At 64.9% G+C, this 26,669-nt stretch carries 25 protein-coding genes and 1 pseudogene; 10 read left to right on the top strand and 16 right to left on the bottom strand.

Translation table 11 applies throughout. The features are described from left to right. Nucleotides 1-15: 15 nt before the first annotated feature. From ACZBJS_RS28780 to ctrA, 5 genes are all read right to left on the bottom strand, one after another. Complete coding sequence (locus ACZBJS_RS28780; protein WP_316395329.1) at nt 16-1,173, bottom strand: glutathionylspermidine synthase family protein; 1,158 nt, start codon at nt 1,171-1,173, stop codon at nt 16-18. A gap of 33 nt (nt 1,174-1,206) precedes the next feature. After that, nucleotides 1,207-1,425 carry a hypothetical protein gene (locus tag ACZBJS_RS28775; RefSeq protein ID WP_168856231.1) on the bottom strand — a complete coding sequence of 73 codons (219 nt, stop codon included), beginning with the start codon at nt 1,423-1,425 and terminating at the stop codon, nt 1,207-1,209. A 108-nt stretch (nt 1,426-1,533) separates the two neighbouring features. Beyond that, the gene (locus tag ACZBJS_RS28770) at nt 1,534-1,968 is read right to left on the bottom strand and encodes a hypothetical protein (RefSeq protein ID WP_316395330.1); all 435 of its coding nucleotides are present in this window, start codon (nt 1,966-1,968) and stop codon (nt 1,534-1,536) included. Between the two features lie 16 nt (nt 1,969-1,984). After that, on the bottom strand, nt 1,985-2,389 hold the full coding sequence (locus ACZBJS_RS28765) for a DUF350 domain-containing protein (RefSeq protein WP_057015189.1): 405 nt from the start codon (nt 2,387-2,389) through the stop codon (nt 1,985-1,987). Nucleotides 2,390-2,556: 167 nt separating this feature from the next. Continuing rightward, nucleotides 2,557-3,258, bottom strand: coding sequence for a response regulator transcription factor CtrA (ctrA, locus tag ACZBJS_RS28760; RefSeq protein ID WP_016848562.1), 702 nt, complete (start codon nt 3,256-3,258; stop codon nt 2,557-2,559). A 367-nt stretch (nt 3,259-3,625) separates the two neighbouring features. On the opposite strand from ctrA, the gene fliI reads away from it, so the two are divergent. The 4 genes from fliI to ACZBJS_RS28740 all read left to right on the top strand — a co-directional run bounded on the left by fliI (nt 3,626) and on the right by ACZBJS_RS28740 (nt 7,208). Further along, nucleotides 3,626-4,951, top strand: a complete 1,326-nt coding sequence (gene fliI / locus ACZBJS_RS28755; RefSeq protein WP_463439600.1) for a flagellar protein export ATPase FliI — start codon at nt 3,626-3,628, stop codon at nt 4,949-4,951. 108 nt (nt 4,952-5,059) lie between these two features. After that, nucleotides 5,060-5,479, top strand: coding sequence for a flagellar export protein FliJ (fliJ, locus tag ACZBJS_RS28750; RefSeq protein ID WP_016848565.1), 420 nt, complete (start codon nt 5,060-5,062; stop codon nt 5,477-5,479). Between the two features lie 211 nt (nt 5,480-5,690). After that, complete coding sequence (locus ACZBJS_RS28745; RefSeq protein WP_028335734.1) at nt 5,691-6,236, top strand: sigma-70 family RNA polymerase sigma factor; 546 nt, start codon at nt 5,691-5,693, stop codon at nt 6,234-6,236. Between the two features lie 3 nt (nt 6,237-6,239). Next, on the top strand, nt 6,240-7,208 hold the full coding sequence (locus ACZBJS_RS28740) for an anti-sigma factor (RefSeq protein ID WP_253638931.1): 969 nt from the start codon (nt 6,240-6,242) through the stop codon (nt 7,206-7,208). 282 nt (nt 7,209-7,490) lie between these two features. On the opposite strand, the gene ACZBJS_RS28735 is transcribed toward ACZBJS_RS28740, so the two are convergent. From ACZBJS_RS28735 to ACZBJS_RS28715, 5 genes are all read right to left on the bottom strand, one after another. Next, a complete protein-coding gene (locus tag ACZBJS_RS28735) occupies nt 7,491-7,691 on the bottom strand; it encodes a hypothetical protein (protein ID WP_016848568.1) in 201 nt (66 codons plus the stop codon). Nucleotides 7,692-8,076: 385 nt separating this feature from the next. After that, nucleotides 8,077-10,209, bottom strand: a complete 2,133-nt coding sequence (gene flhA, locus ACZBJS_RS28730) for a flagellar biosynthesis protein FlhA (protein ID WP_253638932.1) — start codon at nt 10,207-10,209, stop codon at nt 8,077-8,079. Between the two features lie 404 nt (nt 10,210-10,613). Further along, nucleotides 10,614-10,910: a hypothetical protein gene (locus ACZBJS_RS28725; protein ID WP_028341258.1), complete on the bottom strand. Its 297-nt coding sequence runs from the start codon at nt 10,908-10,910 to the stop codon at nt 10,614-10,616. Nucleotides 10,911-11,567: 657 nt separating this feature from the next. Then, nucleotides 11,568-12,341 (bottom strand): DUF2182 domain-containing protein, encoded by a 774-nt coding sequence (locus ACZBJS_RS28720; protein WP_168856235.1) that lies wholly within the window; start codon nt 12,339-12,341, stop codon nt 11,568-11,570. Nucleotides 12,342-12,385: 44 nt separating this feature from the next. Beyond that, nucleotides 12,386-13,015, bottom strand: coding sequence for a DUF1326 domain-containing protein (locus tag ACZBJS_RS28715; RefSeq protein ID WP_316395331.1), 630 nt, complete (start codon nt 13,013-13,015; stop codon nt 12,386-12,388). A gap of 265 nt (nt 13,016-13,280) precedes the next feature. On the opposite strand from ACZBJS_RS28715, the gene ACZBJS_RS28710 reads away from it, so the two are divergent. Together ACZBJS_RS28710 and ACZBJS_RS28705 are read left to right on the top strand one after the other, a co-directional pair. Then, on the top strand, nt 13,281-13,748 hold the full coding sequence (locus tag ACZBJS_RS28710) for a hypothetical protein (protein ID WP_233475444.1): 468 nt from the start codon (nt 13,281-13,283) through the stop codon (nt 13,746-13,748). Nucleotides 13,749-13,960: 212 nt separating this feature from the next. Continuing rightward, nucleotides 13,961-15,154: an MFS transporter gene (locus tag ACZBJS_RS28705; RefSeq protein ID WP_410469704.1), complete on the top strand. Its 1,194-nt coding sequence runs from the start codon at nt 13,961-13,963 to the stop codon at nt 15,152-15,154. Here ACZBJS_RS28705 and ACZBJS_RS28700 read toward each other — a convergent pair. Beyond that, entirely contained in the window at nt 15,125-15,529 is a 405-nt protein-coding gene (locus tag ACZBJS_RS28700; protein ID WP_316395333.1) for a DUF4864 domain-containing protein, read from the bottom strand. The two genes, ACZBJS_RS28705 and ACZBJS_RS28700, sit on opposite strands and share 30 nt — an antisense overlap. A 118-nt stretch (nt 15,530-15,647) precedes the next feature. Further along, nucleotides 15,648-16,031, bottom strand: coding sequence for a hypothetical protein (locus ACZBJS_RS28695; protein ID WP_141342804.1), 384 nt, complete (start codon nt 16,029-16,031; stop codon nt 15,648-15,650). 187 nt (nt 16,032-16,218) lie between these two features. Between ACZBJS_RS28695 and ACZBJS_RS28690 the strand changes: the two genes are divergently transcribed. Further along, nucleotides 16,219-16,971 carry a Crp/Fnr family transcriptional regulator gene (locus tag ACZBJS_RS28690; RefSeq protein ID WP_057015183.1) on the top strand — a complete coding sequence of 251 codons (753 nt, stop codon included), beginning with the start codon at nt 16,219-16,221 and terminating at the stop codon, nt 16,969-16,971. A gap of 302 nt (nt 16,972-17,273) precedes the next feature. Here ACZBJS_RS28690 and ACZBJS_RS28685 read toward each other — a convergent pair whose 3' ends face one another. Both ACZBJS_RS28685 and ACZBJS_RS28680 read right to left on the bottom strand, forming a co-directional pair. After that, nucleotides 17,274-18,800 (bottom strand): lysozyme inhibitor LprI family protein, encoded by a 1,527-nt coding sequence (locus tag ACZBJS_RS28685; RefSeq protein WP_463439599.1) that lies wholly within the window; start codon nt 18,798-18,800, stop codon nt 17,274-17,276. 72 nt (nt 18,801-18,872) lie between these two features. Next, entirely contained in the window at nt 18,873-19,421 is a 549-nt protein-coding gene (locus ACZBJS_RS28680) for a cupin domain-containing protein (protein ID WP_018273259.1), read from the bottom strand. Nucleotides 19,422-19,581: 160 nt separating this feature from the next. Here ACZBJS_RS28680 and aptA point away from each other — a divergent pair, with 160 nt between their 5' ends. Further along, nucleotides 19,582-20,910 (top strand): omega-aminotransferase AptA, encoded by a 1,329-nt coding sequence (gene aptA / locus ACZBJS_RS28675; RefSeq protein ID WP_035631725.1) that lies wholly within the window; start codon nt 19,582-19,584, stop codon nt 20,908-20,910. A gap of 106 nt (nt 20,911-21,016) precedes the next feature. Further along, entirely contained in the window at nt 21,017-22,282 is a 1,266-nt protein-coding gene (locus tag ACZBJS_RS28670) for a D-amino acid dehydrogenase (protein WP_316395335.1), read from the top strand. Between the two features lie 23 nt (nt 22,283-22,305). On the opposite strand, the pseudogene ACZBJS_RS28665 reads toward ACZBJS_RS28670, so the two are convergent. Next, a pseudogene (locus tag ACZBJS_RS28665) lies at nt 22,306-25,441 on the bottom strand (efflux RND transporter permease subunit). Between the two features lie 384 nt (nt 25,442-25,825). Continuing rightward, on the bottom strand, nt 25,826-26,029 hold the full coding sequence (locus ACZBJS_RS28660) for a hypothetical protein (protein ID WP_016844551.1): 204 nt from the start codon (nt 26,027-26,029) through the stop codon (nt 25,826-25,828). A gap of 146 nt (nt 26,030-26,175) precedes the next feature. On the opposite strand from ACZBJS_RS28660, the gene ACZBJS_RS28655 reads away from it, so the two are divergent. After that, nucleotides 26,176-26,529: a hypothetical protein gene (locus ACZBJS_RS28655; protein WP_057015179.1), complete on the top strand. Its 354-nt coding sequence runs from the start codon at nt 26,176-26,178 to the stop codon at nt 26,527-26,529. The last annotated feature ends 140 nt before the right edge of the window (nt 26,530-26,669 follow it).

Here is a 26,669-nt window from a genome sequence, read left to right as displayed (position 1 = left end):
TTCAACGTTCATGAACTACAAAATCGCGTGCGGCAGGAAGCGCGAGGTGTTGCCGGTGATCGGATTCTCGTCTTCCCGAATCGAGAGTCCGCAGGGCGTGCCGTCAACCAGCCAGCTGCCGAGCACCGGATACTGCCCGGAAAAATTCGGCAGCGGCGCCAGCGCCTGGCGGATGAAGCCTTCGGCGCCGTAGGGGCCTTGCTCGGCGACCAGCGTGACGCCGGCGCTGACCAGCTCGACATTGGCGCCCTCGCGCGAATAGATCGGCTTGCGCACGAACGACGTGCCGAGCTGGGCGGCCTGCGGGTCGTCCTCGAAATAGGCCGGCAGCAGATTGGGGTGGTTCGGGAACATCTCCCAGAGCAGCGGCAGGATGCCCTTGTTGGAGAGGATCGCCTTCCATGGCGGCTCGATCCACTGCGTCGGCGCGGTCGCGAGGTTCTTGCCGAATGCGTCATGGAACATCCATTCCCACGGATAGAGCTTGAACGCGAGCGCGATCGGGCGTTCGTCGAGGTCGACGAACTGACCGTCGTCGCGCAGCCCGATCTCCTCGATGTCGAGCAGCGTGGTCTTCAGCCCGGCCTGCGCCGCGGTGTCCTCGAGATAGGCGAGCGTGCCGGCGTCCTCGGGATTTCCGGTCAGTCCGGTGAGATGCAGCGGGTGGGTCGCGCCGATCCTTTTCCAGGCCTCGATCAGCCGGTCGTGGATCGAGTTGAACTGGTCGGCGCGCTTCGGGATGATGTTGCGTTGGATTGCCTGTTCGAGCCAGGTCCATTGAAACACCGCGGCCTCGAAGATCGAGGTCGGCGTATCGGCATTGTATTCGAGCAGCCTGGCCGGGCCGCGGCCGTCGAAGGTGAGATCGAGCCGGCCGTACAGGCTCGGATTCCTGCGGCGCCAGCTTGCCGCGATCAGATCCCAGAACGCCTCCGGTATCTTCAGCCGGCGCAGATAGCGCTCATCCCTGACCGCGCGTCCGGCCAGCTCGAGACACATCGCGTCGATTTCGCCGGTCGGCGCCTCGATCGCGCGCTCGATCTCGTCCAGCGTGAAGGCGTAATAGGCGCGCTCGTCCCAGTACCGTTCGCCGTCGATGGTGTGGAAGGTGAAGCCGGCGTTCTCGGCAGTCGTCCGCCAATCGTCGCGTTCGGGACATGCGATGCGTTGCATGAGGGGAAACCGCGCTCGCTCGTCAGCCTGGTGTCAGCTTCCGCCATGCGACGGATCGTCGTCGCCGTAGCGGGCGATGGTGCGCGGCGCGCCGCCGAAGCCGCCGGAGGGCGACCGTTCCGCCGATTTTCCCTTCCTTCCGTGTCCTGCATGGTGGTGGCTGCGGGCATGGCTTGGCGTCAGGCCGATCGACGCCGCGCCGATCGCGATACTTCCCATCAATTTCAGCCATACCCGGCGCGAGCGTTTCATGAACGCAATCCCTGCCTTGCCGTCTGCGGAGCCATGGCGAGTTTCCATCAGCTGCGTTCGCCGGGCAAGCGAAAGCGCGATGACACGGCGATGACACGGCAACATGCATCAGCTGCCGCTGAAGCCGAACGCATGCGCGAATGAACCGAAGCCGCCGCGGCTCACCGACAAGCTAGACGACGAGCTCGAGGAAGAGGAGGTGCCGCTCGACGACGAGCTGCCGCTGTAGAAGCTGCTGCGCGACGAGCCGCTGCTGCCGCCCGATCCGGACGATGAGCTGCGCGTTGTGCAGTCGACGCCTGGTTGTGGCGGGACCGGTGTGACGACGCCCGGTGCGGTGACGCCCGGCGGCGTCGGCGGCATCGGCTGGCAATTCGGCCGCGGCATCAGCGCGTAGGCGCTGCCGCCGACCGCGAGCGTGCCCATCAAGAGCAGCGCGACGTGATTGGAGCGCTTGGATGGCGCATCCGGCCGCGGCGGCGTCGGCACCGCCGGCACGACCGGTCGCCGTTTGCCGAAGTCCGCGTTCGGTTTGCGCGCCATGATTTGGCTCAACGGCTCAGTAGATCATGCAGGCCGCGTTCAGCGCGCCTGCGGCCAGCGAGGACAGCCCGAGCCAGATCGCCGGCGCCATTTCGCCGGAGGCGATCCGCCCCGACAGGTTCGGCACCGGGATCTTCACGATGTAATAGACGATGATCTGCACGATCAGCGCGATGATGCTCCAGATCAGGCAGTCCACCACATTGGCGGAGTGGGCGATCGCGCTGACCACCGGCAGCACGAAGCCGAGCAGGCTTAAGCCCAGCGCAATCGCCGCCGCCGGATCGTTGTCGCGGATCAGCTGGAATTCGTCATGCGGGGTGACGCGCGTGTAGACGAAGAGGTAGGCGACCACGGCGATCAGCGCCGTGCAGAAATAGACCAGGAACGCCGGCAGGCCGGCGAGGGATTGCAGGATCATGTCGGGGCGGTCCGGGAGTTCGTCGGGATTCGCGCGAGGCAGGATTGCACGTTCCCTTGGTCGGCGCATGCCGACAGCCGGTTCAATCCCAAACAAAAACCCCGCCATTTGCGGCGGGGTTCAGGTCGAAAGGAGCGAACCTTGCGGTTCTCTGCGGGCCCGGAAGGTCAGGCGGGAATGCGCTCGTCGGCCTCGTGCGGCTCGCGCAGCACGTAGCCGCGGCCCCACACGGTCTCGATGAAGTTGCGGCCTTCGGAGGCGTTGGCGAGCTTCTTGCGGAGCTTGCAGATGAAGACGTCGATGATCTTCAGCTCCGGCTCGTCCATGCCGCCGTAGAGATGGTTGAGGAACATTTCCTTGGTGAGCGTGGTGCCCTTGCGGAGCGAGAGCAGCTCCAGCATCTGGTATTCCTTGCCGGTCAGGTGCACGCGCTGGCCGCCGACCTCGACCGTCTTGGTGTCGAGATTGACCACGAGATCGCCGGTCTGGATGACCGACTGGGCGTGACCCTTGGAGCGGCGCACGATCGCGTGGATGCGGGCGACCAGCTCGTCCTTGTGGAAGGGCTTGGTCATGTAGTCGTCGGCGCCGACGCCGAGACCCTTGACCTTATCCTCGATGCCGGCGAGGCCGGAGAGGATCAGAATGGGAGTTTTGATCTTCGACACCCGCAGCTGCTTGAGCACGTCGTAGCCGGACATGTCGGGCAGGTTGAGGTCGAGAAGGATGATGTCGTAGTCGTAAAGCTTGCCGAGATCGACGCCCTCTTCGCCGAGGTCCGTCGTGTAGACGTTGAAACTCTCGGACTTGAGCATCAATTCGATCGACTGCGCGACGGCGCTGTCATCTTCAATCAGCAAAACGCGCATGCCAGTCCCCTATAGTCGCCGCTCCGGGCGTCAGGTCGGCCGCACTTGCGGCACTCACAAAACGCCTTTGAACAACTGATTCGGATCCTGACGAGATATGGTTAACAAAAACTGATTCCTCCGCGCAAGCTCTAACCGTGCAATTTTTGTCGAATCGCCCTAAGATATTGCGTAGAAGAAGCTTTTCCTAACCGCGTCCGTTCAGTTTCCACATTAAGAGACGGGCCTAACCGACTCTCGCGACTCGCCCTTCTTCTGATGGGCAAGCGACCTCAGTCACCAAAGACAGTGACGCAATGATTAATGATGCGGGTAAACACGAAGTTAAGCGGCCGGAGCAAAAAAGCGGAAACTTAAGGTTTTCGCAATGAAGGCGCTCGCGGAGCAGATCGGCGACATCGACGGCGTCAATATTTATGGCCGCGTGGTCGGCGTCCGCGGGCTGATGGTCGAGATCGCGGGCCCCATTCACGCGATGTCGGTCGGCGCCCGCATCGTGATCGACGTCGGCGCGGGCCGCTTCATCCCCGCCGAGGTGATCGGCTTCTCCGGCGAGAACGCGGTGGTGATGCCGTTCGGCGGGCTCGATGGCGTGAGGCGCGGTTGCCGCGCGGTGATCGCCAATGCGGCGAGCCAGGTGCGGCCGTCGCCGGCCTGGCTCGGCCGCGTCGTCAACGCGATGGGCGAGCCGATCGACGGCAAGGGCCCGCTGGTGCAGGGCGCCTCGCCGATGTCCTACCGCAACTCGCCGCCGCTGGCGCATTCGCGCAAGCGGGTCGGCCCGCCGCTCGATCTCGGCGTGCGCGGTCTCAATACGTTCCTGACCTGCTGCCGCGGCCAGCGGCTCGGCATCTTCGCCGGCTCCGGCGTCGGCAAGTCGGTGCTGCTGTCGATGCTGGCGCGCAACGTCGATGCCGCGATCTCGGTGATCGGGCTGATCGGCGAACGCGGCCGCGAGGTGCAGGAATTCCTCCAGGAGGATCTCGGCGAGGAGGGGCTGGCGCGCTCGGTCGTGGTGGTCGCGACCTCGGACGAGCCGGCGCTGATGCGGCGCCAGGCGGCGTATCTGACGCTCGCCATCGCGGAATATTTCCGCGACGAGGACCAGGATGTGCTGTGCCTGATGGATTCGGTGACGCGCTTTGCGATGGCGCAGCGCGAGATCGGCCTCTCGGCGGGCGAGCCGCCGACCGCCAAGGGCTACACGCCGACCGTGTTCACCGAATTGCCGAAGCTGCTCGAGCGGGCAGGGCCGGGCACCGGCGACGGCACCATCACCGCGATTTTCACGGTGCTGGTCGACGGCGACGATCACAACGAGCCGATCGCGGATGCGGTGCGCGGCATTCTCGACGGTCATATCGTGATGCAGCGGGCGATCGCCGAGCGCGGCCGCTATCCCGCGGTCAACATCCTCAAGTCGGTGTCGCGCACCATGCCGCGGTCGGCCGACCCCAACTTCCTGCCTTACATCAACAAGGCGCGGCAGGTGATGGCGACCTATGCCGACATGGAGGAATTGATCCGGCTCGGGGCCTACCGGCCGGGTTCCAGCGCGGAGGTCGACGAGGCGATCCGGCTGCATGAGCCGCTCGAGGCCTACCTGCGCCAGGCCAAGGACGAGTCCACCAGCCTTCCCGACGGCTACCGGCAACTGGCTCAAATCCTGTCGGGTTTGGAAACGGAACGCTAACTTTGTCAGGCCATCATCGCCGGCACACCATAGCTATGCCGGCGGGGCCCAGCGGGGAGCCGGCTCTGTCCCGCGTTCAGATTTGGGACTTCTGGGGAGTATGAGTCGATGAAGTCACGTGAAACGCTGATCCGCCTGAAGAAATTTCAGGTCGACGAAAAGCGCCGTCGGGTTACCCAGATCGAAGGCATGATCGCCGACTTCCAGCGCATGTCGGTCGAGCTCGAGCGCGAGATCCAGACCGAGCAGGAGCGCGCCGGGATCAACGACCCCACGCACTTCGCCTATCCGACCTATGCCAAGGCCGCGATCCAGCGCCGCGAGAACCTGACCCGTTCGGCCGACGAACTGCGCGCCCAGCTCGACGACGCCAAGGCGCTGCTGTCGGAGGCATTCGAGGAATTGAAGAAGGTCGAACTGCTCGACGAGCGCGACCAGGCGCGCGAACGCGCGGAGGAGAGCGCTCGCGAACAAGCCGACATGGATTCGATCGGCCTGATGCGGGCCCGTCTCGGCGTCATCGCCTGAACCCTCGCTCCCTCCGCTGACCAGATTGAGAGCCCGGGCCGATCGCCCGGGCTTTTTGCTGGGCGCTGTCCACAAGCCGCCGACTTGCCGGCCACTTGTTAGCCCCTTGGCGGATCGTGGTGTCCCAAAATATGCTACCACCGGTCAGGACGGATGATCGGCAGCACGGTGGCAATGACGCGATGGGGGATCGGGGCTTGGAGGGCGCAAGATGCTGACGCCGGCTGAGCTGGTCTGGCTGATCGCCGCCGTCGCCAAGGGGGATGAGGCAGCCTTCGAGCGGCTGTACGCCGCGACCCGCGCGAAACTCTTCGGCGTCGTGCTCCGTATCTTGCGGCGACAGGACCTCGCCGAGGAGGTCATTCAGGAGGCTTACGTCAAGATCTGGAACAGCGCCGGGCAGTTCAACCCAGCCCTGTCGTCCCCGATCACGTGGATGACGTCGATCGCGCGCAACCGCGCCATCGACGTGGTGCGCAAGCGCGGCGAGGCCTCGCTGGAGGAAGAGCCGGCGGCGATGGAGGTCGCAGCCGACCAGCCCGATCCGCTGGCGCGACGGGAGATGACGGAAGAGTTGAAGCGATTGCTGGAGTGCGTCGGTCGTCTGGAGCCGGATCGTCAGAAGCTCGTGCTGCTCGCCTATTACAACGGCTGGAGCCGCGAGCAACTCGCCGCAAAGTTCGAGACGCCGGTGAACACGGTGAAGACCTGGCTGCGCCGCAGCCTGATGGATATCCGGGAGTGTCTTGGACTCTGATTGATGGCCTATAGCGAAGACCATATCGCGCTCGCCGCGGAATATGCGCTCGGTACGCTCGATGCCGAGGAGCGCGCGCAGGTCGAGACCATGATGGCCGTCGACAGCGAGTTCGCAGCGCTGGTGCAGGGCTGGCAGTTCAGGCTCGGGCCGCTGAATCAGATGGTCGGCCTGGTCGAGCCGCGTCCGGTGGTCTGGGACAACATCAAGGCGGCGATCGGCCCCACGAGCGCGCCGCAGGCGCCGCTGGTGCTGCCCGAGACGCCGGCCACGACGGAGACGCCGCCGCCTTCGCCAATCACGGACGATCCCGAATTCGGCTCGGCGTTCGATCCGGAGCCTGCGCAGTCGCCCGAGCCCCGGAGGCTGCCCGAGGCCCGACCGCCGCGGGTCATCTTCGACGAGCGCAACGTGACCGCGCTGACGGGCCGCGTGAAGCGCTGGCGCGGTATCGCGTCGGCCGCGACCGCGATCGCGGCCGCGCTGCTGGTGACGCTCGGCCTGCAGATCTACAAGCCCGACGCTCTGCCGAATGCGATCCGGCCGAAGCCGCGCATCCAGACCGTCGAAGTGAAGACGCCGGCGCCGGCATTGACGCCGTCCGCGCAGTATGTCGCGCTGCTGCAGGGGCAGAATGGCGGGCCGGCCTTCATCATGACCATCGACGGCGCCACCAAGAATTTTACCGTCCGCAAGGTCGGCGCCCCGTCGGAGCCCGGCAAGAGTTTCGAGCTCTGGCTGATCTCCGACAAGCTGCCGCAGCCGCGCTCGCTCGGCGTGATCGGCGCCGATGATTTCACCGCGCGGCCGGTGCTGTCGGGCTACGATTCCGACGTGATCAACGGCGCCACCTATGCGGTGACCGTCGAGCAGGCCGGCGGTTCACCGAACGGCCAGCCGACCTCGGCGCCGATCTTCACCGGCAAGCTGATCGAGACCGTGCCGGGCGCGTCGGCTTCGCCGCCGCGATAGGCCAGCCGCCCATCGTCAGAGGTTGCCGATGGTGGCCGTCCGTCATTGCGAGCGCAGCGAAGCAATCCATGCTTCCGAGCGAGCGGTGACAGTGGATTGCTTCGCTTCGCTCGCAATGACGTGGATAAGACGTCGCGTCGGCCACCCGCACAAAAAAGAAAACGCCCGTGGGGAGCGGGCGTTTTCGATAGTCAACTTGGGGGTAGTTGGGGGTCTTAAATATCCACGCAGCGACTTTGGGGGGCTGTAAAGAACACTACGTGAATTCGTGAAACTCTCCTGTTAGCGGACCAGCGAGTTGCTGGAGCTGGTGATCGCGACGGGCTTGCCGGCCTTCATGACCCGCGCCGTCTGCGTGTATCCCTCATCCGACGAATTATGTGCCGCGATGCCGAAACCCGCGACCAAGATACCGGCGAACAACGCCACGACCACAATCTTCAGGTGCGTCATACGATCGGCGCTGTAGATCGAGTGGTTCATGGAAGTCTCCTGCCGCCTTCCTGCTCTCAGTAAATCTGTCGGTTCGGTCTGTTGTCCGGTTCAACGTCTCGTGCCCCGCTAACGTAGGATTTGCCGATTCCGTTCCCTAGAGGCCATCACAAGGCCGTGATGAGACGTGATCGTGCGCGATCAAAAATGACCCTTTGGTAATCCAAAGCGCATTAAAGCGATTTAATATCAGTGTCTTGGGATTGTGCTGGGATGCTGCATCCCAGATAGGGCCGTTCCGGACCTGTCTGCATAAATCAGTTGCCTGTGGCGAGAAAGCACAGACGAAAACCCAAGTGATTTGCGGCCGCTAGCGCGTTTTCGCGCGAGCTGGACGCCCGTCCCGCGTGCAGAAAACGCTCCGGAACAACAGGCTCTAGACGCTGCCGACCGTCTTCAGCCGGGCCCTGGGATGGATCTCGGCTTGCGACAGGACGGTGGTCTGCGAGCGGAACCGTTCCACCAGTGAGCGAACGAACGGCCGGATCGCGGCCGACGTCACCAGGACCGGCGCCTCGCCCTCGCGCGCCGCCTGCTCGAAGGCGTTGCGCACGGCGGTCATGAACTCCGACAGTTTCGAGGGCTGCATCGCCAGGTTGCGGTCGTCGCCGGTGCCTACGATCGACTCCGCAAACGCCTGCTCCCAGCGCGCCGACAGCGCGATCAGCGGCAAATAGCCGTTCGGCGAGGTGTTTTGCGCGCAGATCTGGCGGGCCAGCCGGGCACGGACGTGCTCGACCATGGTGGCCGGATTGCGCGAGAACGCCAGCGCATCGGCGATGCCTTCGAGGATGGTCGAGAGATCGCGGATCGAGATGCGCTCGGCGAGCAGCAATTGCAGTACGCGCTGGATGCCCGACACCGTGACCTGGCCCGGCACGATGTCCTTGATCAGCTCGCCTTGCTCCTTCGGCAGGTCCTTCAAGAGCTTCTGCACCTCGCCGTAGGACAACAGGTCCGCCATGTTGGTCTTGAGCAGCTCGGTCAGATGCGTCGACAGCACCGTGGCGGCGTCGACCACGGTGTAGCCCTTCAGCGCGGCCTCTTCCTTCAGGCCGGCGTCGACCCAGGTCGCCGGCAGGCCGAAGGTCGGCTCGATGGTGTGGATGCCGGGCAGTTGCACCTGGTTGCCGGCCGGGTCCATGACCATGAACTGGCTCGGCCAGATCTTGCCGGTGCCGGCGTCGACTTCCTTGATCTTGATGACGTAGCTGTTGGCTTCGAGCTGGACGTTGTCGAGGATGCGCACCGCCGGCATCACGAAACCCATCTCGATGGCCAGTGAGCGGCGCAGCGCCTTGATCTGCTCGGTCAGGCGGTCGGTGCCGTCGGGGCCGTTGACCAGCGGCAGCAGCGCGTAGCCGAGCTCGATCTTGAGGTCGTCGATCTTGAGCGCGGCGGCGATCGGCTCCTCCGCGGCCGCAGCGGCGGCGGCCGCGGCTGCAGCAGGGGCGGCGGCGGCTGCCGTTTCGGCCGCCTTCGCAGCCCGCTTCTGCTTGCGTGCGTTCCAGGCTAGCACCGCGGCGCCGGAGCCCAGCGCCAGGAACGGCAGCGTCGGAATGCCCGGCAGCAGCGCCAGCACCAGCATCACGCCGGCCGACATGCCGAGCGCCTGCGGATAGCCGGAGAGCTGGCGCATCAGCGCCTTGTCGGCGGCGCCGGTGATGCCGGCCTTGGAGACCAGGAGGCCGGCGGCGGTCGACACGATCAGCGCGGGCACCTGGGTGACGAGGCCGTCGCCGACCGTCAGCACGGTGTAGGTGCGGGCGGCTTCGCTGAAGGAGAGGCCCTGCTGGGCGACGCCGATGATGATGCCGCCGACGATGTTGATGCCGACGATCAAAAGACCGGCGATGGCATCGCCGCGGACGAATTTCGAGGCACCGTCCATGGCGCCGAAGAAACCGCTCTCGTCTTCCAGCGCCTTGCGGCGCTCCTTGGCGGCCTTCTCGTCGATCAGGCCGGCGGAGAGGTCGGCGTCGATCGCCATCTGCTTGCCGGGCATCGAGTCCAGCTGGAAGCGTGCGGCGACTTCGGCGATGCGGCCCGAACCTTTGGTGATGACCACGAAGTTCACGATCACCAGGATCGCGAACACGATGATGCCGATCACGAAGTTGCCGCCCATCACGAAGTTGCCGAACGCCTCGATGACGTGGCCGGCGGCCGCCGTGCCCTCATGGCCGTGGCTCAGGATCAGCCGGGTCGAGGCCATGTTCAGCGACAGCCGCAGCATGGTCGAGATCAGCAGGATGGTCGGAAACGACGAGAATTCCAGCGGCGCCTGGATGAACAGCGAGGTCATCAGGATCAGGATCGAGACCGTGATCGAGACCGCCAGGAAAAGGTCGAGCACGATCGAGGGCAGCGGCAGGATCAGCACCACCAGGATGGTGAGGACGCCGATCGCCAGCGCGATATCGCCGCGCTTCAGGATGTCGCCGATCTCGCCGAGGCTCGGCAATCCGCTCTTGCCTGCCGTGCCCTGACCCGCCGTGACGTCGACCATGGTAGCCGCTCTCCCCCGCGACTGGCGGCTGCGGCCGCCAAGCGTCTGCGCGACGGCCGCAGGGCCGCCGTTCCGAAAGTGAGGCACCGCGCTGGCGTTCACGGGGATCTCCGCCCGTTAGACGCGTTCGACGACACTCGACTTCACTCGGCAATTCTTGCCGGGTGTATGGTTAGCAAAGGGTTAATAAGGGCTTTCGCGCGACCGCACGGGTCGTCGCAGGCGCCGGCAGGGGGATTCGCGGCCGGAAGTAGGGGTGAGAGGGCCTCGTGGTCAAGATGCGCCGCCCTCACCGGTCCAGACCAGGATTTTGCCCCGCAACAACGCGTCATCCTGATGAGGAGCCCGCCAAAGGCGGGCGTCTCGAAGGATGGCCACGGATGAGGCCGCAGGCCTTGCGGCCTCTATCTGAGCGCACCGAGCACGACGCCCGATGCGGCGATGATGCCGAGCGTGATGACACTGGCGCGCCACAAGAACTGCTGCCGGGCGGCGCGCCGGTCATGAAAGGCCAGCCAGTCGTGGACAAAGCCCGCGGGGATGTCGAACACCACCGCCGACTTGTTGCGACGGTGCGTTTCATGCTCGCAGTACATCGTCCGGACCGTCGGCACGCCCAGCCGCTCGAGCTCGCAGTGCCACTCCCAGGCATGCTTGCCGTTGGTCCAGCGATTTTCAAAGGGGATCACGTGTGATTCCATGACGAGCCTCCTGGCCCACCCTTGAACCTCACGCGACAAGTCTAGCCGATTTCATGGGCTGGCGCGAGATTGACGCCGCACCGGGGCTCGTGCCCGTGCGGCGCGATGGCGGTAACTCGTCCGGGCGCCATGGAGCGTCCCCGGCGGCCCTGCGCCGGGTCCGCCCGGCGGTGCAGAGGCCCGCTTTAGGCGGGCTCAGTCCAACTGCGCCAATGCGTCGGTTGAACATGGACGTGGTCATTTGAACCAACGACCCAGTCGGCGCCGTCCTTGTGGCAGGGGAACACGAGCGCATGGACCATTCCATCATAGTCCAGGACACAGACTTCGAGATCCCGGTCTGCTGGCGCAGTTGAAACGGGTAGCCATTCTGCGGGCAAGGTATGCATGATGTACCTCCGATGAAATGCATGCGGTTCTCTCGGTGCGACGGCCGGGGGCGTGGGGCATCTGGCTTGACGCCAGCACGCGAGCGTCTGTCGCTCGTCAGTTCCGTCACAAGCAGCGCTGCCGGCCTGCGACGCACAATCCACCGTCCGAACGATCTTGGCACGGATGACGATTGGCAAGTGTGAACCAGCTCGCACTGCTTTCGATCTTCTTCGACAGGATGATCGCCGTCGCGCGATCGATATTCCTACACGTCCGGACACTTTCTCAAGTCGTATGCACGAGCACGATCAGTCCCGCCACAATCAACGCGGCGCCGGCGGCATAGCTGAGGCGGTGGCCGACCGGGAGCAGCTTCTCGCAGGCGACGTAGACGGTGATGCCGACGATCCAGAGCAGGTTCATCACGCCGCCGACGAACAGCAATGCCATCAGGAACCAGCAGCAGCCGAGGCAATAAAGGCCGTGCCGCAGCCCCATGCGCAGCGCACCGGCCGTGCCCGGTCGCCAGTGCCGGCTCAGGAACAGCACCGGGCTCTGGCAGTAGCGCAGGCAGGCGCGCTTGAGCGGCGTGAACTGGTAGAGCCCGGCCAGCAGCAAGACGCCGCTGGCGAGCGTCGCGCTGGTAGCAGCCATCGCCATCGACAAGAGGCCGGCGAGGTCGAGTTGCCATTGCGCCAGCGTCGCGGCGAGGCTAAAGCCGGCCCAGATCACGAGATAGCCGCACAGGAAGATCCAGGCCTCAGCGAAGGGAGAGGGCGTTGCCGATTGCTTGCGCTTCAGGGCGGCGAACAGCAGCACCATCGGCGCGACGCTCGAGATCATCATGGCGACCATCATCGTCAACCACATGACGAACACCAGCACGGCATAGGAAGGCGTCCATGGCGTCGGATCCATCGGCATATCAGCCATGCTCATGTCGATGCCGGCGCCGGCCAGGAGATAGGCCCAGGCCAGCGCCATCACCGCGGCGATGCCGCCTGCAAAGATCAGGCGGTCATGCCGCAGGACGTTTTCGAGCGCCGATGTCTCGCTCATGTTGGGATCCCAGCAGCCAAACGGCCGATCCGCGCCCGGCTGTGTCAGGCCGCGACGCCGTCCGGCGTCTGCACGACGTTGGCGAGCGAACTGTGCGAGCCCTTGGTCTCGTACTTGATCGCCCCCGTCGAGCGGATGTTGGAGGAGGCCACCTCGGCCCCCCTATGCTCGAACCCCTCCGGCATCACGACCTGGATGCGATGCGGCGTGCCGGTGACAGGATTCTTGATCGGCTCGACCTCGGTCTCCAGCACGCCCTTGGCGACGAGCTTGGCGACGCGCCCGTTCTTGTCGAAGGAGAACTCGATCGGCACGAACACCGGATCATGGATCTTGGTCACGATCAGGCTGAAGATCTGGAACAGCGTGCCTTCGGCCGAATTCTTGCCGGACAGGATGTTGAACAGCGCTTCGCGCTGTTCCGCCGTGGCGCGCTCGTCGACGATCGGCTGCATCTGCCCGTTGCCCTCGTGAAGCGCGCCGGGAAAGTCGACGGTTGCCGCGAACACCAGGCCGTCGAGCTTGGTGCTGCCGAAATGCCCCTTGGTGATCCGCATGCCGACCATGCCTTTGCAGGAACCATGCGTCGGCAGCGCATTGAAATCGCAGGGGCAGCCAAATGCACAATTGCAGTTCTTGATCCATTCGCCTTCGAGACGCCAGTCAGAAGCCATGGCAAACCTCCATATGACTGTCGGTGATCAATGCAGGCGCTTCAGAATGCTTTCCGCTTCAAAAAAACCGGATCAGTTCAAGTAGGCCGGGATCATAGCAGCAACCGGTCCGGCGGTACAGGAAGCGCTGACGCCCGATCGCCCAAACATCGCCGCGGCGGCGCACGGAGGCGCCGATCGGGGAGGGAGGACGGACCGGGATTTGAACGTCCAAGCCTCGACGTCAGACGAAATACCGAGCAAGTCGCTTCGTGTCGGGGGATCCATGACAAGCCAAGGAGACCGTGCGGCGGCAACGACCGGCAAACCCTGGATTGGTGGTTTCGGGGCTGTCGCGGCTGTCACCCTTTCCGTCGCGACGGGCGCTGCCGCAAAGCCTCCGGGCCAGGACGCCGCCATGATGCGCATGCTGGCGTGCGACGGCGAAGGCGTCAGGATGGAGGTCTATCTACCGCTATCGGTTGCATTGGCAGGCCAAGGCCTGCGCGCCGGCCAGACGGTGATCGGCTACTACGCGCTCGACCTGACCGAGGCCAACAAGGGCAAGCCGCTTGAGCCGGTTCGCGTCACGATGAGCGCGGACAAGAAGACGGTGACCGTCGACCAGTACACAAGGGGACTGCCGCCGACACAGATTCCGGTGGGCGGAGGCACGGTCGATTTCGATCAGCGGTTTGCGAAACGCGCCAAATGCGGCCCGTTCCAGTCGCAGGACCCGAACTTCGGGAATTGATGCGACGCTAGCCGCGCGCGAATCCGCCGCGGAGCGTGCCGTTTCAAGGGGCGGCGTCCCCTTGCTGGCGCATGCCTAATCTCTCGGCAATGTGGCTTGACCCGGAGGCAAATGCCGACGAAGTTCCGCCTGCCGTGGTAATTTCTTCTGAATTTTCCCCTGAAGTCGCTACGTTCATTCCCGACTCGCGCCGGGCATGGCTGCGCCTTGTCGTGGCCGTGGTGATCGGCTCGCTCGGCAGCGTCGGCATGTGGTCGGTCGTGGTGGCGTTGCCGGTGGTGCAGACCGACTTCGGCGCGACCCGCGGAACGGCCTCGCTCGCCTTCACCATGGTGATGCTCGGCTTCGGCCTCGGCCAGGTCGTGACCGGCAAGATCAGCGACCGCTACGGCATCGTCGCGGCGATCGGCGCCGGGATCGGCATCCTCGGCCTCGGCTATGTCGGCGCCGGCTACGCGCCGTCGATCTGGGCCTTCATCCTGCTGCATTTTGCCATCGGCCTGTCGTCGGCGGCGACCTTCGGCCCGTTGATGGCGGAGGCGTCGCACTGGTTCGAGCGCTACCGCGGCCTCGCGGTCGCGATCGCCGCGAGCGGCAATTACGTCGGCGGTACGGTGTGGCCGCCGCTGGTCAATTTCGGCATGCAGAGTGTGGGCTGGCGCACCACCCATATTGCAATCGGCATCTTCACCGCGATCGCGATGTTGCTGGCACTCATGGTGCTGCGCGTGTTGATGGGCGCGGCGACCAGGCGCAGCCATGGCAACGCGGCGCCACCCCGGGTCGACCTCAAGCTTTCCACCAACGCGCTGACCGCGATACTGTCGCTCGCGTCGATTTCCTGCTGCGTGGCGATGTCGATGCCGCAGGTCCATATCGTCGCCTATTGCGGCGATCTCGGCTACGGCGTGGCGCGCGGCGCCGAGATGCTGTCGCTGATGCTCGGCTTCGGCATCATCAGCCGGATCGGCTCCGGCTTCCTCGCCGACCGGATCGGCGGCATCCGCACCCTGCTGATCGGCTCGATCGCGCAAGGCGCGGCGCTGTTGTTCTATCTGTTCTTCGACAGCCTGACCTCGCTCTACATCATCTCGGCGATGTTCGGCCTGTTCCAGGGCGGCATCGTGCCGAGCTACGCGATCATCGTGCGCGAGGCGATGCCGGCGTCGGAGGCCGCGACGCGGATCGGCATCGTGATCTTCGCCTCGGTGTTCGGTATGTCCTTTGGCGGCTGGATTTCGGGCGTGATCTTCGACGCCACCGGCTCTTATGCCGCCGCCTTCGCCAACGGCCTCGCCTGGAACCTGCTCAATGTCAGCATCATCCTGCTGCTCATGATGCGCTCGCGGCAGCGGGTGGCGCTGCGTAATTCTCGATCACACCGACTGGCCGGCCCTGAGCAATGAGCAGCCGGTGATCTTCAGGCTGCCGTCGGCCTGCCGCTCCAGCGTGTAGAGCGCCTCCCACGCCTCGCCATTGGCGTCGACGATATGGACGCGCTGCGCGATCCGGTCGCCGTCGCTGCGCGCCTCGCCGAACTCGAAGCTCCTGTGCCGATAGACCGGCGCGTATTGGTTCTGCACCATCGACATGAAGATGTCGGCTTGCGGAAAGATCTGCCGGATCGCCGGCGCGGCATGCGAATAGGCCGCCGCGGCGTCGTCGCGGCCGAACGCCTGCTCCTGCGCGCGGATCACGGCCTGCGCGGCGCCGACGTCGTCGGCCGCTGCGGGAGCGAGCGAGCCGAGCAGAATAGCGACGAACATCAGGATGATGCGCATGCGGTGGCACCGTCGACAGTCGACCTTCCAGCCGCCGCAAGGCTACTCCCGCACGACCACGGCGGCAACGGAGCAGGCGCATTCGGCGGCTGGCTCCGAACGGCCACGCAGCGCGATGTCAGTTGACGCGCCGATGGTGCCGCAGCGCCTCGGCAGTCGGGCATCCGGCGTGCCGCGCATGACGCGTTGCGAATGGCTGCTCGATGGTGACGATCTGGCAACCGTATTGCGCCGAAACCTCGGCGATGACGTTCGACACCGCGTCGTCGATGCGCGAGCCGGGCAGATGCGCGACGATCAGGTCGCCGATGCTGAGCCGCTTGCGGACGCGCAGGTCGTTGTCGATGCGGTAACTGAACAGGGCATGGATCACGCCGCGGCGATCGCGAATCGCGATCAGCCCGGTCTCGGGCGAGCTGCCGCGGCAGCGCCGGCGCACGAACCGCAGCCACTGATCCGTGGTAATACTGGCATCATGCATGAACACCAGCGGATAGGCCACGATCGCATGCTGATGGTCGATCGGAAGTGCCTGGAATTGCTCGTTCATCGCCGGATTCCCCGATGATGGCGAAACTGCTGGGGAAAGCGCGGCGCAGCATTGATCTGCATCAATGCCGCCGGCGGTTGATCCAGATCAAATCGGGGTTGATAGTGCCACGCACCCAACCAAGCGGACACCCGAAGCCATGAGCATTGCCGAGCCACTGCAGGATTCCTGTGCAGGCGCGACGCGTTCCGACTGCAGGCACGGCCGCGCCACGAATGGTTGCGAGGACTGCAAGGTCAGGCTGTTCAGCGTCTGCGCTGCGCTGGAGCCGTCCGAACTCGAGGAGCTCGACCGGATCAGCCAGGCAAAGCAGGTTCCGGCACGAACGACGCTGTTCGAGCAGAGTGCGCTGGCGGGCAGCGTGTTCAATGTCACCGACGGGGTCGTGCGGCTCTACAAATCATTGCCCGACGGCCGCCGCCAGATCGTGGGTTTCGCGCTGCCGGGCGACTTCCTCGGACTTGCGCTTCAGGACCGCTACGGCGTCACCGCGGAGGCGGTCAACGACGTCGCGGTTTGCCGTTTCGTGCGATCGGCGTTCCTCGCCTATGTCGACGGCAAGCCGCATCTGTTGCGCCGCCTGCATGAGTTCGCGGGGCACGAGTTGAGCCTGGCGCAGGACCAGATGTTGCTGCTCGGACGGCGCAGTGCCGAGGAAAAGATCGCTGCATTCTTGCTCCACATGCAGACGCGATACGCCCGGATCGGAAGCGTGTCCGTTACCGTGCCGCTGCCGATGAGCCGGCAGGACATCGCCGACTATCTCGGTCTCACCATCGAGACGGTGAGCCGCACGCTGACCCGCCTTGCGCGCGAGAAGGTGGTGTTGATCGTGCCCGATGGCGTGCGGCTGCTCGACCTCGAACGGCTTAAGCTGAGCGGCGCGAGTTGACGCTTCGGCGTCGGCTTTTTGATCCAGCACAAGGCGATGCGCGCGCAGGCGCGCTAGGTCTCTCCATCACATGCAGGAGACGACCCATGCCTCTCGACACCATCCTCGTCATGATCGCGGTCACAGCGATGTTCGCCACCATTGCCGCCGTCATTGCGTGGGGCGACCGGCAGACGCGCGATCTGTGATACTGTCGTGTGATCAGAGCCATTCCGGTCCGATTGAATCGGAATGGCTCTCTGGATCGTTGTCTTGACGCGTTTTCGTCACGCGAACCGGTATCCACTTCGCCTGAAGACGCTCTATCTGATCGAGCCCTTGAAATTATCGATGTCCGGCGAGGGGCGGGCGGGAAACAGCCGCGCGGTCGAGGAGTTGTCGAGCCGGCGCTTGCATTTCGCTTCGTCGGCGTCCTTGCTCTCGGTGCCGTCCTTGTTCGAGTAGCGCTTCTTCGCGAACAGATCGTCCTGCCGGTTGACGATCAGCATGGCGTGGTCGCGCTCGAGCGTGTCGGGGTTCTTGCGCTGCTCGTCGGAGCGGAACGTGCCGCCGACGATCTTGCCCGTCATCTCGTAGTCGCAGCCGGCCTTCCAGTCGCCCTGGTCCCACTTCCATCCGGTCGCCTTCAAGGTACCGTTGCTCTCGGTGGTGATCTTGATGATGGCGTTATGAGCGAGCCAGATGCCGGCAAGCCCGCTGCGCTTGTCGTCAAAGCCTTCGAGCAGCGCAAGGCGTTCGCGCTGCAATTCGTCGACGTGGTCGCGCCCATCGACGGTGAAGTGAACCTGGGAGCTCTGCTTGTTCCAGGCCGGGTGCAGGAATTCGGGATATTGCTGCGTCTGGCTCTTCACCCAGCTGCGCTGATCGTCGATCAGCGCGCGCCGCGTCGCCTCGTCGAGGTGCGGCTGCAATGCCTTCCAGGCGCGGTTCAGCCGCCGGTCGTTGTCGGCCAGATCAGGGTCGGCGCAGATTTCCTCGTCGGTCGCCGTCTCCGGCCTGGTGCAGTCGAAGGTCGGGACGACGAAGGCGGTGTCCGCCCGGTCGGATGCCGTATCCTTGCCGGCGGCAAAATAGCTGCCGGTGACCTGCCACATCGACGAGCAGTCGGCGAAGCCGTCCCACTCCTCGTCGTCGATGCTGCCGACGATCCGCAAGGTCTCGCCCTGGCGGCGGAGTTTGAGTGACGGCGGCCTGGCGGGAGCGGCCGCAGCGTCGGCTTTCGGCTTGTCGGCCGCCGTGTCCGTATTGATCACCACGGTGCCGGCGAGCCAGCCACTCCCCGCAGGCTTCAGGTCGGCGGTGAGCTTGCAGCTTCGCCTGCGGTCGCCGCCATAGTCGCCGCGCAGATCGGCGGCGAGGCGATAGGCGCCGCCGTCGGCAGGCGTCAGCGTGATGTTGCCGAAAGCATTGACCCAGTTGCCGGCGATGCCGGAACGGCCGGATGCCATTCGCTCAAGTGCGGCGGCGCGGCGCCGCAGGGCTTCCGCAAAGCTCTCCTTCAATTCGTCCGCGTCGCTATCGGCCAGCACCTCGGCGGCGTCGATGATCATCTCGTTGAACCAGGCCTGGTCGCGCTTCAAGAGCGGCTTGACGTTCGCCGGGATCTTGCCGAGCGCCACGTCGAACGCCCTGTCGATCTGCGTCACCAGCCTGTCGGTGCCGGCCTTCCTGCAGTCCGCGGTCTTGATCGTGCTGTCGCCGCTATCGCCGCACAGCCTGATCGCGGTCGGCCCGCTGCTTGATGCCCGCAGATCATCGTCCAACGCAACGGACGGGCCGGATGCAAGGACCGCGATGCCGCGACGGCGGCCGCAAACCGTGGAGAGCAAGGCATCGACGTCACCCGCACGGCCGCGCCATGCGGCCCCTGCGGCTTGGGTCGCCCGCCGCGCGCGCCGGGTTCAAAATGTCGGCGGCGTGCAGGCCGAGATCACTTCGCACGGCTTGGCGCCGATGCAGCGGAAGCGGTGCGGGCGGCGGCTTTCGAAGTAATAGGCGTCGCCGGCGTTGAGCACCCGCCGCTCGTCGTCGACCGTGACCTCGAGCCGGCCCGAGACCACGATGCCGCCTTCCTCGCCCTCATGCACCAGCGGCACGCGGCCGGTGTCGCTGCCGGGCTCGTAGCGCTCCTTCAGGATCTGCAACGCCCGGCCGAACAGACTGTCGCCGATTTGCAGATAGGAGATCGGCTTCTTGCCGATCTCGGTCAGTTCGTCGGCGCGATAGAACGCCTTGCGCGGCCGCTCCGGCTCGATCGCGAAGAATTCGGCGAGCCCCATCGGGATCCCGTCGAGGATGCGCTTGAGGGCGCCGACCGACGGGTTCATCTGGTTGGATTCGATCAGCGAAATCGTCGAATTGGTCACGCCGGAGCGTTTGGCGAGCTCGCGCTGCGACAGCTTGTGGCGCGCGCGGATGAATCGAAGCCGACCGCCGATGTCGACGCTCATGGCAGTCCCCTTGGCAAATCCCTGTTGCAGGTGTTGCGGATCGAACAAATCTTGGCAGACCGCCTCAACAAGATCAATGGCTTGCGGTGCGGCAGAAAAGGACTTGTTGAGTGCCTGGAAGAGTGGTCCGACTAGCATCAGTCAGCAATGGAGCGCCGCCGTGACCGTTCATCAGATTCCGAACACCATCAAGACCGACTCGTTTTGGATGCCGTTCACGGCCAACCGGCAGTTCAAGAAGGCGCCGCGGCTGTTCTCCTCCGCCAAGGGCATGTACTACACCTCGGTCGACGGCCGGCAGGTGATCGACGGCTCCGCCGGTCTGTGGTGCGTCAACGCCGGTCACGGCCGCCCGCAGATCGCGGCCGCGGTCGAGCGGCAGCTGTCGACCCTGGACTTCGCGCCCTCGTTCAACATGGGCCACCCGCTGGCGTTCGATTTCGCCGAGCGGCTCGCCGAGATCGCCCCGAAGGGGCTGGATCGCGTCTTCTTCACCAATTCGGGCTCTGAATCGGTCGATACCGCGCTGAAGATCGCGCTGGCCTATCATCGTGCCGCCGGCCAGCCGAGCCGCACCCGCTTGATCGGCCGCGAGCGCGGCTATCACGGCGTCGGCTTCGGCGGCATGTCGGTCGGCGGCATGGTCGCCAACCGCCGCCAGTTCGCGACCCATCTGCCCGGCGTCGACCACATCCGTCATACCCACGATCTCGCCCGCAACGCCTTCGCCAAGGATCAGCCGGAGCACGGCGCCGAACTCGCCGACGATGTCGAGCGGATGGTGGCGCTGCATGGCGCCGACACCATCGCGGCGGTGATCGTCGAGCCGGTGCCGGGTTCGACCGCGGTGCTGCCGGCGCCGAAGGGCTATCTGCAGCGCCTGCGCGAGCTCTGCACCAAGCACGGCATCCTGCTGATCTTCGACGAGGTCATCACCGGCTTCGGCCGCCTCGGCACCCCGTTCGCCGCCAACTTCTACGGCGTGACGCCCGACATGATGACGACCGCGAAGGGTATCACCAACGGCACCGTGCCGTGCGGCGCGGTGTTCACCAGCCGTCAGATCCACGACGGGCTGATGGTCGGCCCGGACAACGCCATGGAGCTGTTCCACGGCTACACCTATTCGGCGCATCCGGTGGCCTGCGCGGCGGGTCTTGCCACGCTCGACATCTACAAGGACGAAGCTCTGCTGACCCGCGGCGCCTCGCTCGCCGACTACTGGCGCGATGCCCTGCATTCGCTGAAGGGCCTGCCGAACGTGGTCGACATCCGCAACCAGGGCCTGATGGGTGCGGTCGAAGTCGCGCCGCGCGATGGTGTCGTCGGCGCGCGCGGCTACGACATCATGGTCGATTGCTTCAACCGCGGCCTCTACTTCCGCATGAGCGGCGACTCGCTGGCGTTGTCGCCGCCTTTGATCGTTGAGAAGTCGCACATCGACGACATCGTCTCGATCCTCGGCGACTCCATCAAGCGCGTGGCCTGATAATTGCTAGCTAGATATTAGCTAGCTCCACAAATTGCTGTCGCCGTTGCGAAGCAGACTGGTTTCGCAGCGGCGATTGCGTTTTCGCTGCAGGATGTGAGGAAAAGTGAAGGTCCTTGTTCTCGGCAGTGGCGTGATCGGCGTCACCTCTGCCTATTACCTTGCACGCGCAGGCCACGAGGTGACGGTGATCGACCGTCAGCCGAAGCCCGCGCTGGAAACCTCCTTTGCCAATGCCGGCGAAGTGTCGCCCGGATACTCATCGCCGTGGGCCGGCCCCGGCGTGCCGGTCAAGGCGGTGAAGTGGCTGTTGATGAAGCACGGCCCGCTGGTGATCCGCCCCAAGCTCGATCCTGTGATGTGGCTCTGGCTCTTGAAGATGCTGCGCAACTGCACGACTGCGCGCTACGCGGTGAACAAGAGCCGGATGATCCCGATCGCGGAATACAGCCGCGACTGCCTGCAGGCGCTGCGCACCGAGATCGGCATCCGCTATGACGAGCGTGCGCGCGGCACGCTGCAGCTGTTTCGCGAGCAGGCCCAGCTCGATCACACCGGCGACGACATCGCGGTGCTGAAGCAGTACGGCGTGCCGTTCGAGGTGCTCGGCCGCGAGGGCTGCATCGCCGCCGAGCCCGCGCTGGCCGGCGTGAAGGAAAAGTTCGCCGGCGGGCTGCGGCTGCCGCGTGATGAGACCGGCGACTGCCACATGTTCACGCAGGCCCTGGTGCTGGAAGCCGAGAAGCTCGGCGTTCGCTTCAACTTCAATGTCGGCATCGACGGACTGAATGCGGACGCGACCCGGATCACCGGCGTCGCGACCAGCGCCGGGATGATGACGGCGGACGCCTATGTGCTGGCGCTCGGCAGCTATTCGCCGATCCTGCTGCGGCCGCTCGGCATCTCGCTGCCGGTCTATCCGGTCAAGGGCTACTCGATCACCGTGCCGATCAGGGACGCGTCCGGCGCGCCTGAATCGACCGTGATGGACGAGAGCTACAAGGTCGCGATCACCCGGCTCGGCGATCGCATCCGGGTCGGCGGCACCGCCGAGATCTCGGGCTATTCGACCAAGCTCTACGCCGCGCGGCGCGCGACGCTGGATCATTCGCTGACCGACCTGTTTCCGCGCGGCGGCGACCTTCCCAGGGCCACCTTCTGGTGCGGGCTGCGCCCGATGACGCCGGACGGCCCGCCGGTGATCGGCGCCACGCGCTTTGCCAATCTGCACCTCAACACCGGTCATGGCACGCTCGGCTGGACCATGGCCTGCGGCTCGGGCCGGGTGCTGGCGGACATGCTCTCGGGGAAGAAGCCCGAGATCGACACCAAGGAGCTGTCGATCAAGCGCTACGATGTCAGGTTCGGGTAAGCCCCATTGCCGCACGCGAGTCACTATTCGGCGGCGTTCCTGGTCACGGACGGTTCGACATCGTCGTCGCGCTTCGTTGCCGTCCAGCTCGACAGCGCATTCGAGAATCGGTCGAGATAGAGATACACGACCGGCGTCGTGAACAGCGTGAGCGCCTGGCTCACGATCAGGCCGCCGACCATCGCATAGCCGAGCGGCTGACGGATTTGCGATCCCGTTCCGGTGCCCAGCATCAGCGGGACGCCGCCGAGCAGCGCCGCCATCGTCGTCATCACGATCGGGCGGAAGCGCAGCAGGGCCGCTTTCCGGATCGATTCACGCGGCGACCGATGCTCCTCGCGTTCGGCGGCGATCGCGAAGTCGACCATCATGATGCCGTTCTTCTTCACGATCCCGATCAGGAGGATGATGCCGATCAGCGCGATCAGGCTGAAATCGAACCCGAACGCCATCAGGATCGCCAGCGCGCCGACCCCCGGCCGATGGCAGCGTGGACAGGATCGTGAGCGGATGGATGTAGCTCTCATAGAGCACGCCGAGGATCAGGTAGACCACGACCAGCGCGGCCAGGATCAGCAGCGGCACCGAGCTCAGTGACTGCTGGAAGGCCTGCGCGGTGCCCTGGAAACTCGAGCTGAGCGTGGCTGGAGCACCGAGATCGGCGACGGCGTTCTGGATCGCATCGGTGGCCTGGCCGAGCGCCACCCCTTGCGCGAGGTTGAACCTGATCGTGGTCGCAGGAAACTGTCCCTGGTGCGCGATCGCGAGCGGGCGCACCGGAATAGTGGTCCACTTGCAGAACACGGAGAGCGGCACCTCGTCCCCCGTGGTCGGCGACTTGATGTAGAGCTTGTTGAGCGTGTCGAGCTTGCCCTGCAATTCGGGGAGGATCTCCAGGATGACGTGATAGCTGTTGAGCTGGGTGAAGTATTGGGTCACCTGGCGCTGGCCGAACGCGTCGTACAGCGTGTCGTCGATCAATTGCGGCTGGATACCGAAGCGCGACGCGGTGTCGCGATCGATGGTCAGCGTCAGCGTCGTTCCCTCGGTCTGCTGGTCGGTGGCGACGTCGCGCAGTTCCGGTAGCGTCTTCATCCTGGCCAGAATCTTCGGCGCCCATTCGTTCAGCTCGTCGAGCTTTGCATCCTGCAGCGTGTATTCGAACTGCGTCCGCGTGGCGCGGCCGCCCAGCCGGACGTCCTGGGACGCCTGCATGTAGAGACGTGCTCCCTCGACCGCCTCGAGCTTCGGCCGCAGCCGCGCGATGATCTGCTGCGCATTCGCGTCGCGCTCCTCGCGCGGCTTCAGCGTGATGTACATGCGACCCGAATTCAGCGCGGTGCCGCCGCCGCCGATGAACTCGGCCATGCTCTCCACCGCGGGATCGGCCCGAACGATCCTGCTGAGTTCTTCCTGGTGCTGCTCCATGTCGGCGAAAGAGATATCCTGGGCCATCTCCGACACCGCGTTCAGGAAGCCATTGTCCTGTTGCGGGAAGAATCCCTTCGGAATGATCAGGAACAGATAGACCGACAGTGCGACCGTCGCGAAGAAGATGCAGAGCGTGGTCCGGCTCCAGCTCAGCGCCCGATCAAGCCCTCGCTCATAGGCATGCAGCATCCTGTCGAATGCCGCCTCGCTCCATTGGTAGAGCCGGCCGTGCCTGGTTTCGCCATGCGCGCGCAGGAAGCGCGATGCCATCATCGGCGTCAGCGTCAGCGACACCACCAGGGAGACGAAGATCGCCATCGCCAGGGTCACCGCGAATTCGCGGAACAGTCGGCCGATCACGCCACCCATCAGCAGCAGCGGGATCAGCACCGCGATCAACGAGATACTGATGGACAGGATGGTAAACCCGATCTCGCCGGCGCCCTGCAATGCCGCGGCGAGCGGCAGCGCGCCCTGCTCGACGTATCGCGTGATGTTTTCCAGCATCACGATGGCATCGTCGACCACGAAGCCGACGGCGATCGTCAGTGCCATCAGCGAAAGGTTGTCGAGCGTGTAGCCGAACACCCACATCAGCGCGCAGGCGCCGAGCAGCGCGAGCGGCACGGTCACGGCGGGAATCACCGTCGCCCAGAAGCTGCGCAGGAACAGGAAGATTACCATGACGACCAGAACGATGGTGATGAGCAGCGTGATCTGCACGTCCTCGACCGCGGCGCGGATCGTCAATGTCCGGTCGCTGATGATCTTGATCTTGATGGCGGGCGGAATCGCGGCGACGAGCCTTGGAAGCTGCTCCTTGATCCTGTCGACCGTTCCGATGACGTTGGCGCCGGGTTGCTTGAAGATGACGAGGAACACGCCGCGTTTGCCGTCCGCCCAGGCGACCCGCTTCATGTCCTCCGACCCGGCGACGGCCTGGCCGATGTCGCGAATCCGCAACGGGCCGCCGTTGCGGTAGGCGATGATCACGCCATTCCAGTCCTTGGCATCCAGCAACTGATCGTTGGCGTAGATCGTGTAGGCACGGCTCGTGCCGTCGATGTTGCCCTTCGGACTGTCGACCGTCGTGATCGCGACCTGGCCGCGGATATCTTCCAGCGAGCGCCCCTTGGCGACCAGCTTGGCGGGATCGATCTGCACGCGGATCGAAGGCTTCTGCTGCCCGCCGATGAACACCTGGGCGACGCCCGAGATCTGACTGATCTGCTGCCCGAGCTGGGCGTCGACCGCGTCGCTCACGGTGATGAGGGGCAGGGTGTCCGAGGTCGCCGACAGCAGCAGGATCGGCGAGTCCGCCGGGTTGACCTTGCGATAGGTCGGCGGCGTCGGCAGGTTCTTGGGCAACTGGCCACCTGCGGCATTCATCGCCGCCTGGATGTCATTGGCGGCGCCGTCGATGCTGCGGTTCAGATCGAACTGAATGGTGACTGCGGTCGACCCGAGCGAACTCGTCGAGGTCATCTGGGCAATGCCCGGAATCTGCGCGAATTGCCGCTCCAGCGGCTGCGCAACCGAGGAGGCCATGGTCTCCGGGCTGGCGCCGGGCAGACTTGCGGAGATCTGGATCGTCGGAAAGTCGACTTGCGGCAGCGGCGCGACCGGCAACAGGGGATAGGCGACCATTCCGACGAACAGAATGCCGGCCATCAGCAGCGAGGTGCCGATCGGGTAGCGGATAAACCGAGATGAGATGCTCTCGTTCATTTCTGCGATCCAAATGAACGGCAGGCGCATCTTTTCCCGAAGGTCGGGAGTCGTCCTCGAAAGCTCGAGCGCGAACGCGCGTTTTCCTCGCCATGGCCAATCGGCAGATCGCGGAGCTGCCTCCGCGTCTACCTGTTTTTTGCCAGCATAATCATTCCGGGGCATGCCGCGCGAATGGAAACGTCGGATCGCACATTCGACGTTCGTTCAATGGCCGGAATTCGCGTGCCGTTATCGCCGTTTGGGAAGCGTCAAAAATGTCGCTGGCGCAGAATATGTCGTGGGACGACATATTATTGCGCGCGCGGTTGGCTCGACGCCACGAGGGGGCGTTATGATTGTTCAGCCGCGGCTTGTCCAATGCAACTTGCTCGTGCAGCGGTCCTAGGCGATGTCGAACTCGTCCTGCATCCTGGTCACGATGTCGCGAAGTTCCTTTTCCTTCGCCTCGTCCAGGGCGGTCTCGCGGGTGCCGCCGAGATCCCAGCTCGGCGTATAGCCCTTGAGCCGGATCAGCTTCAGGCCAGTGACACCGGATCGTCTTTCCAGCTCGGCCGTGATCTCGTGCTGCATTTGAAGCGTCTTCATCGCGCACCTCCGGGAACGCTATTCCGCTCAACAGGACAGCCAGCATCATGTTCCTCGCGAGCCCGCGCCGGATGTGTGTCCCGCCGTGCAGGAACGTGCGCCTTGCGGTCCACGTTGCTTCCGGTCGAACCAGGAAAGGACCTCACATGAAGAAACTGGCAACGATCGGATTGGCTGCGGCCGTGATGCTGTCGACATCGCTCGCCTTCGCGCAGGGTGGCGGCGGCGGTGGGGGCGGCGCCGGTGGCGGATCGGCCGGCGGTGCGAGTGCAGGCGCGGGGACCGGAAGCTCCGGCACAGGAACCGGCACCGGCGGCACCACCGGGATGGGAACCGGCTCGGGAATGAGCAATCCGCCCGGCAGCACGACCGGGAACATGAACAACCCAGGCACCTCGACGCCGAACTACTGGACCGACCCAAACAACAATTCCGCGACCGGGACCGGGACCTCAAACCTTCCCGGCAACAACAGCGGAACGCGGACCAATCCGCGATGATCGCGAAAGCCTCGCCTCAGCGCGGGGTTTTTCATTACGGTCGCGTTCGGCGACGAAAGAGCCCGGCGCGATGGCCGGGCTGGATCGCGAATATGAACAGATATGTATGTACCAGGCTTGGCAATGCGACGATCTAACCG

Source organism: Bradyrhizobium sp. KZN70725 (genome assembly GCF_055264925.1).
This window is presented reverse-complemented; position numbering and strand designations above follow the sequence as displayed.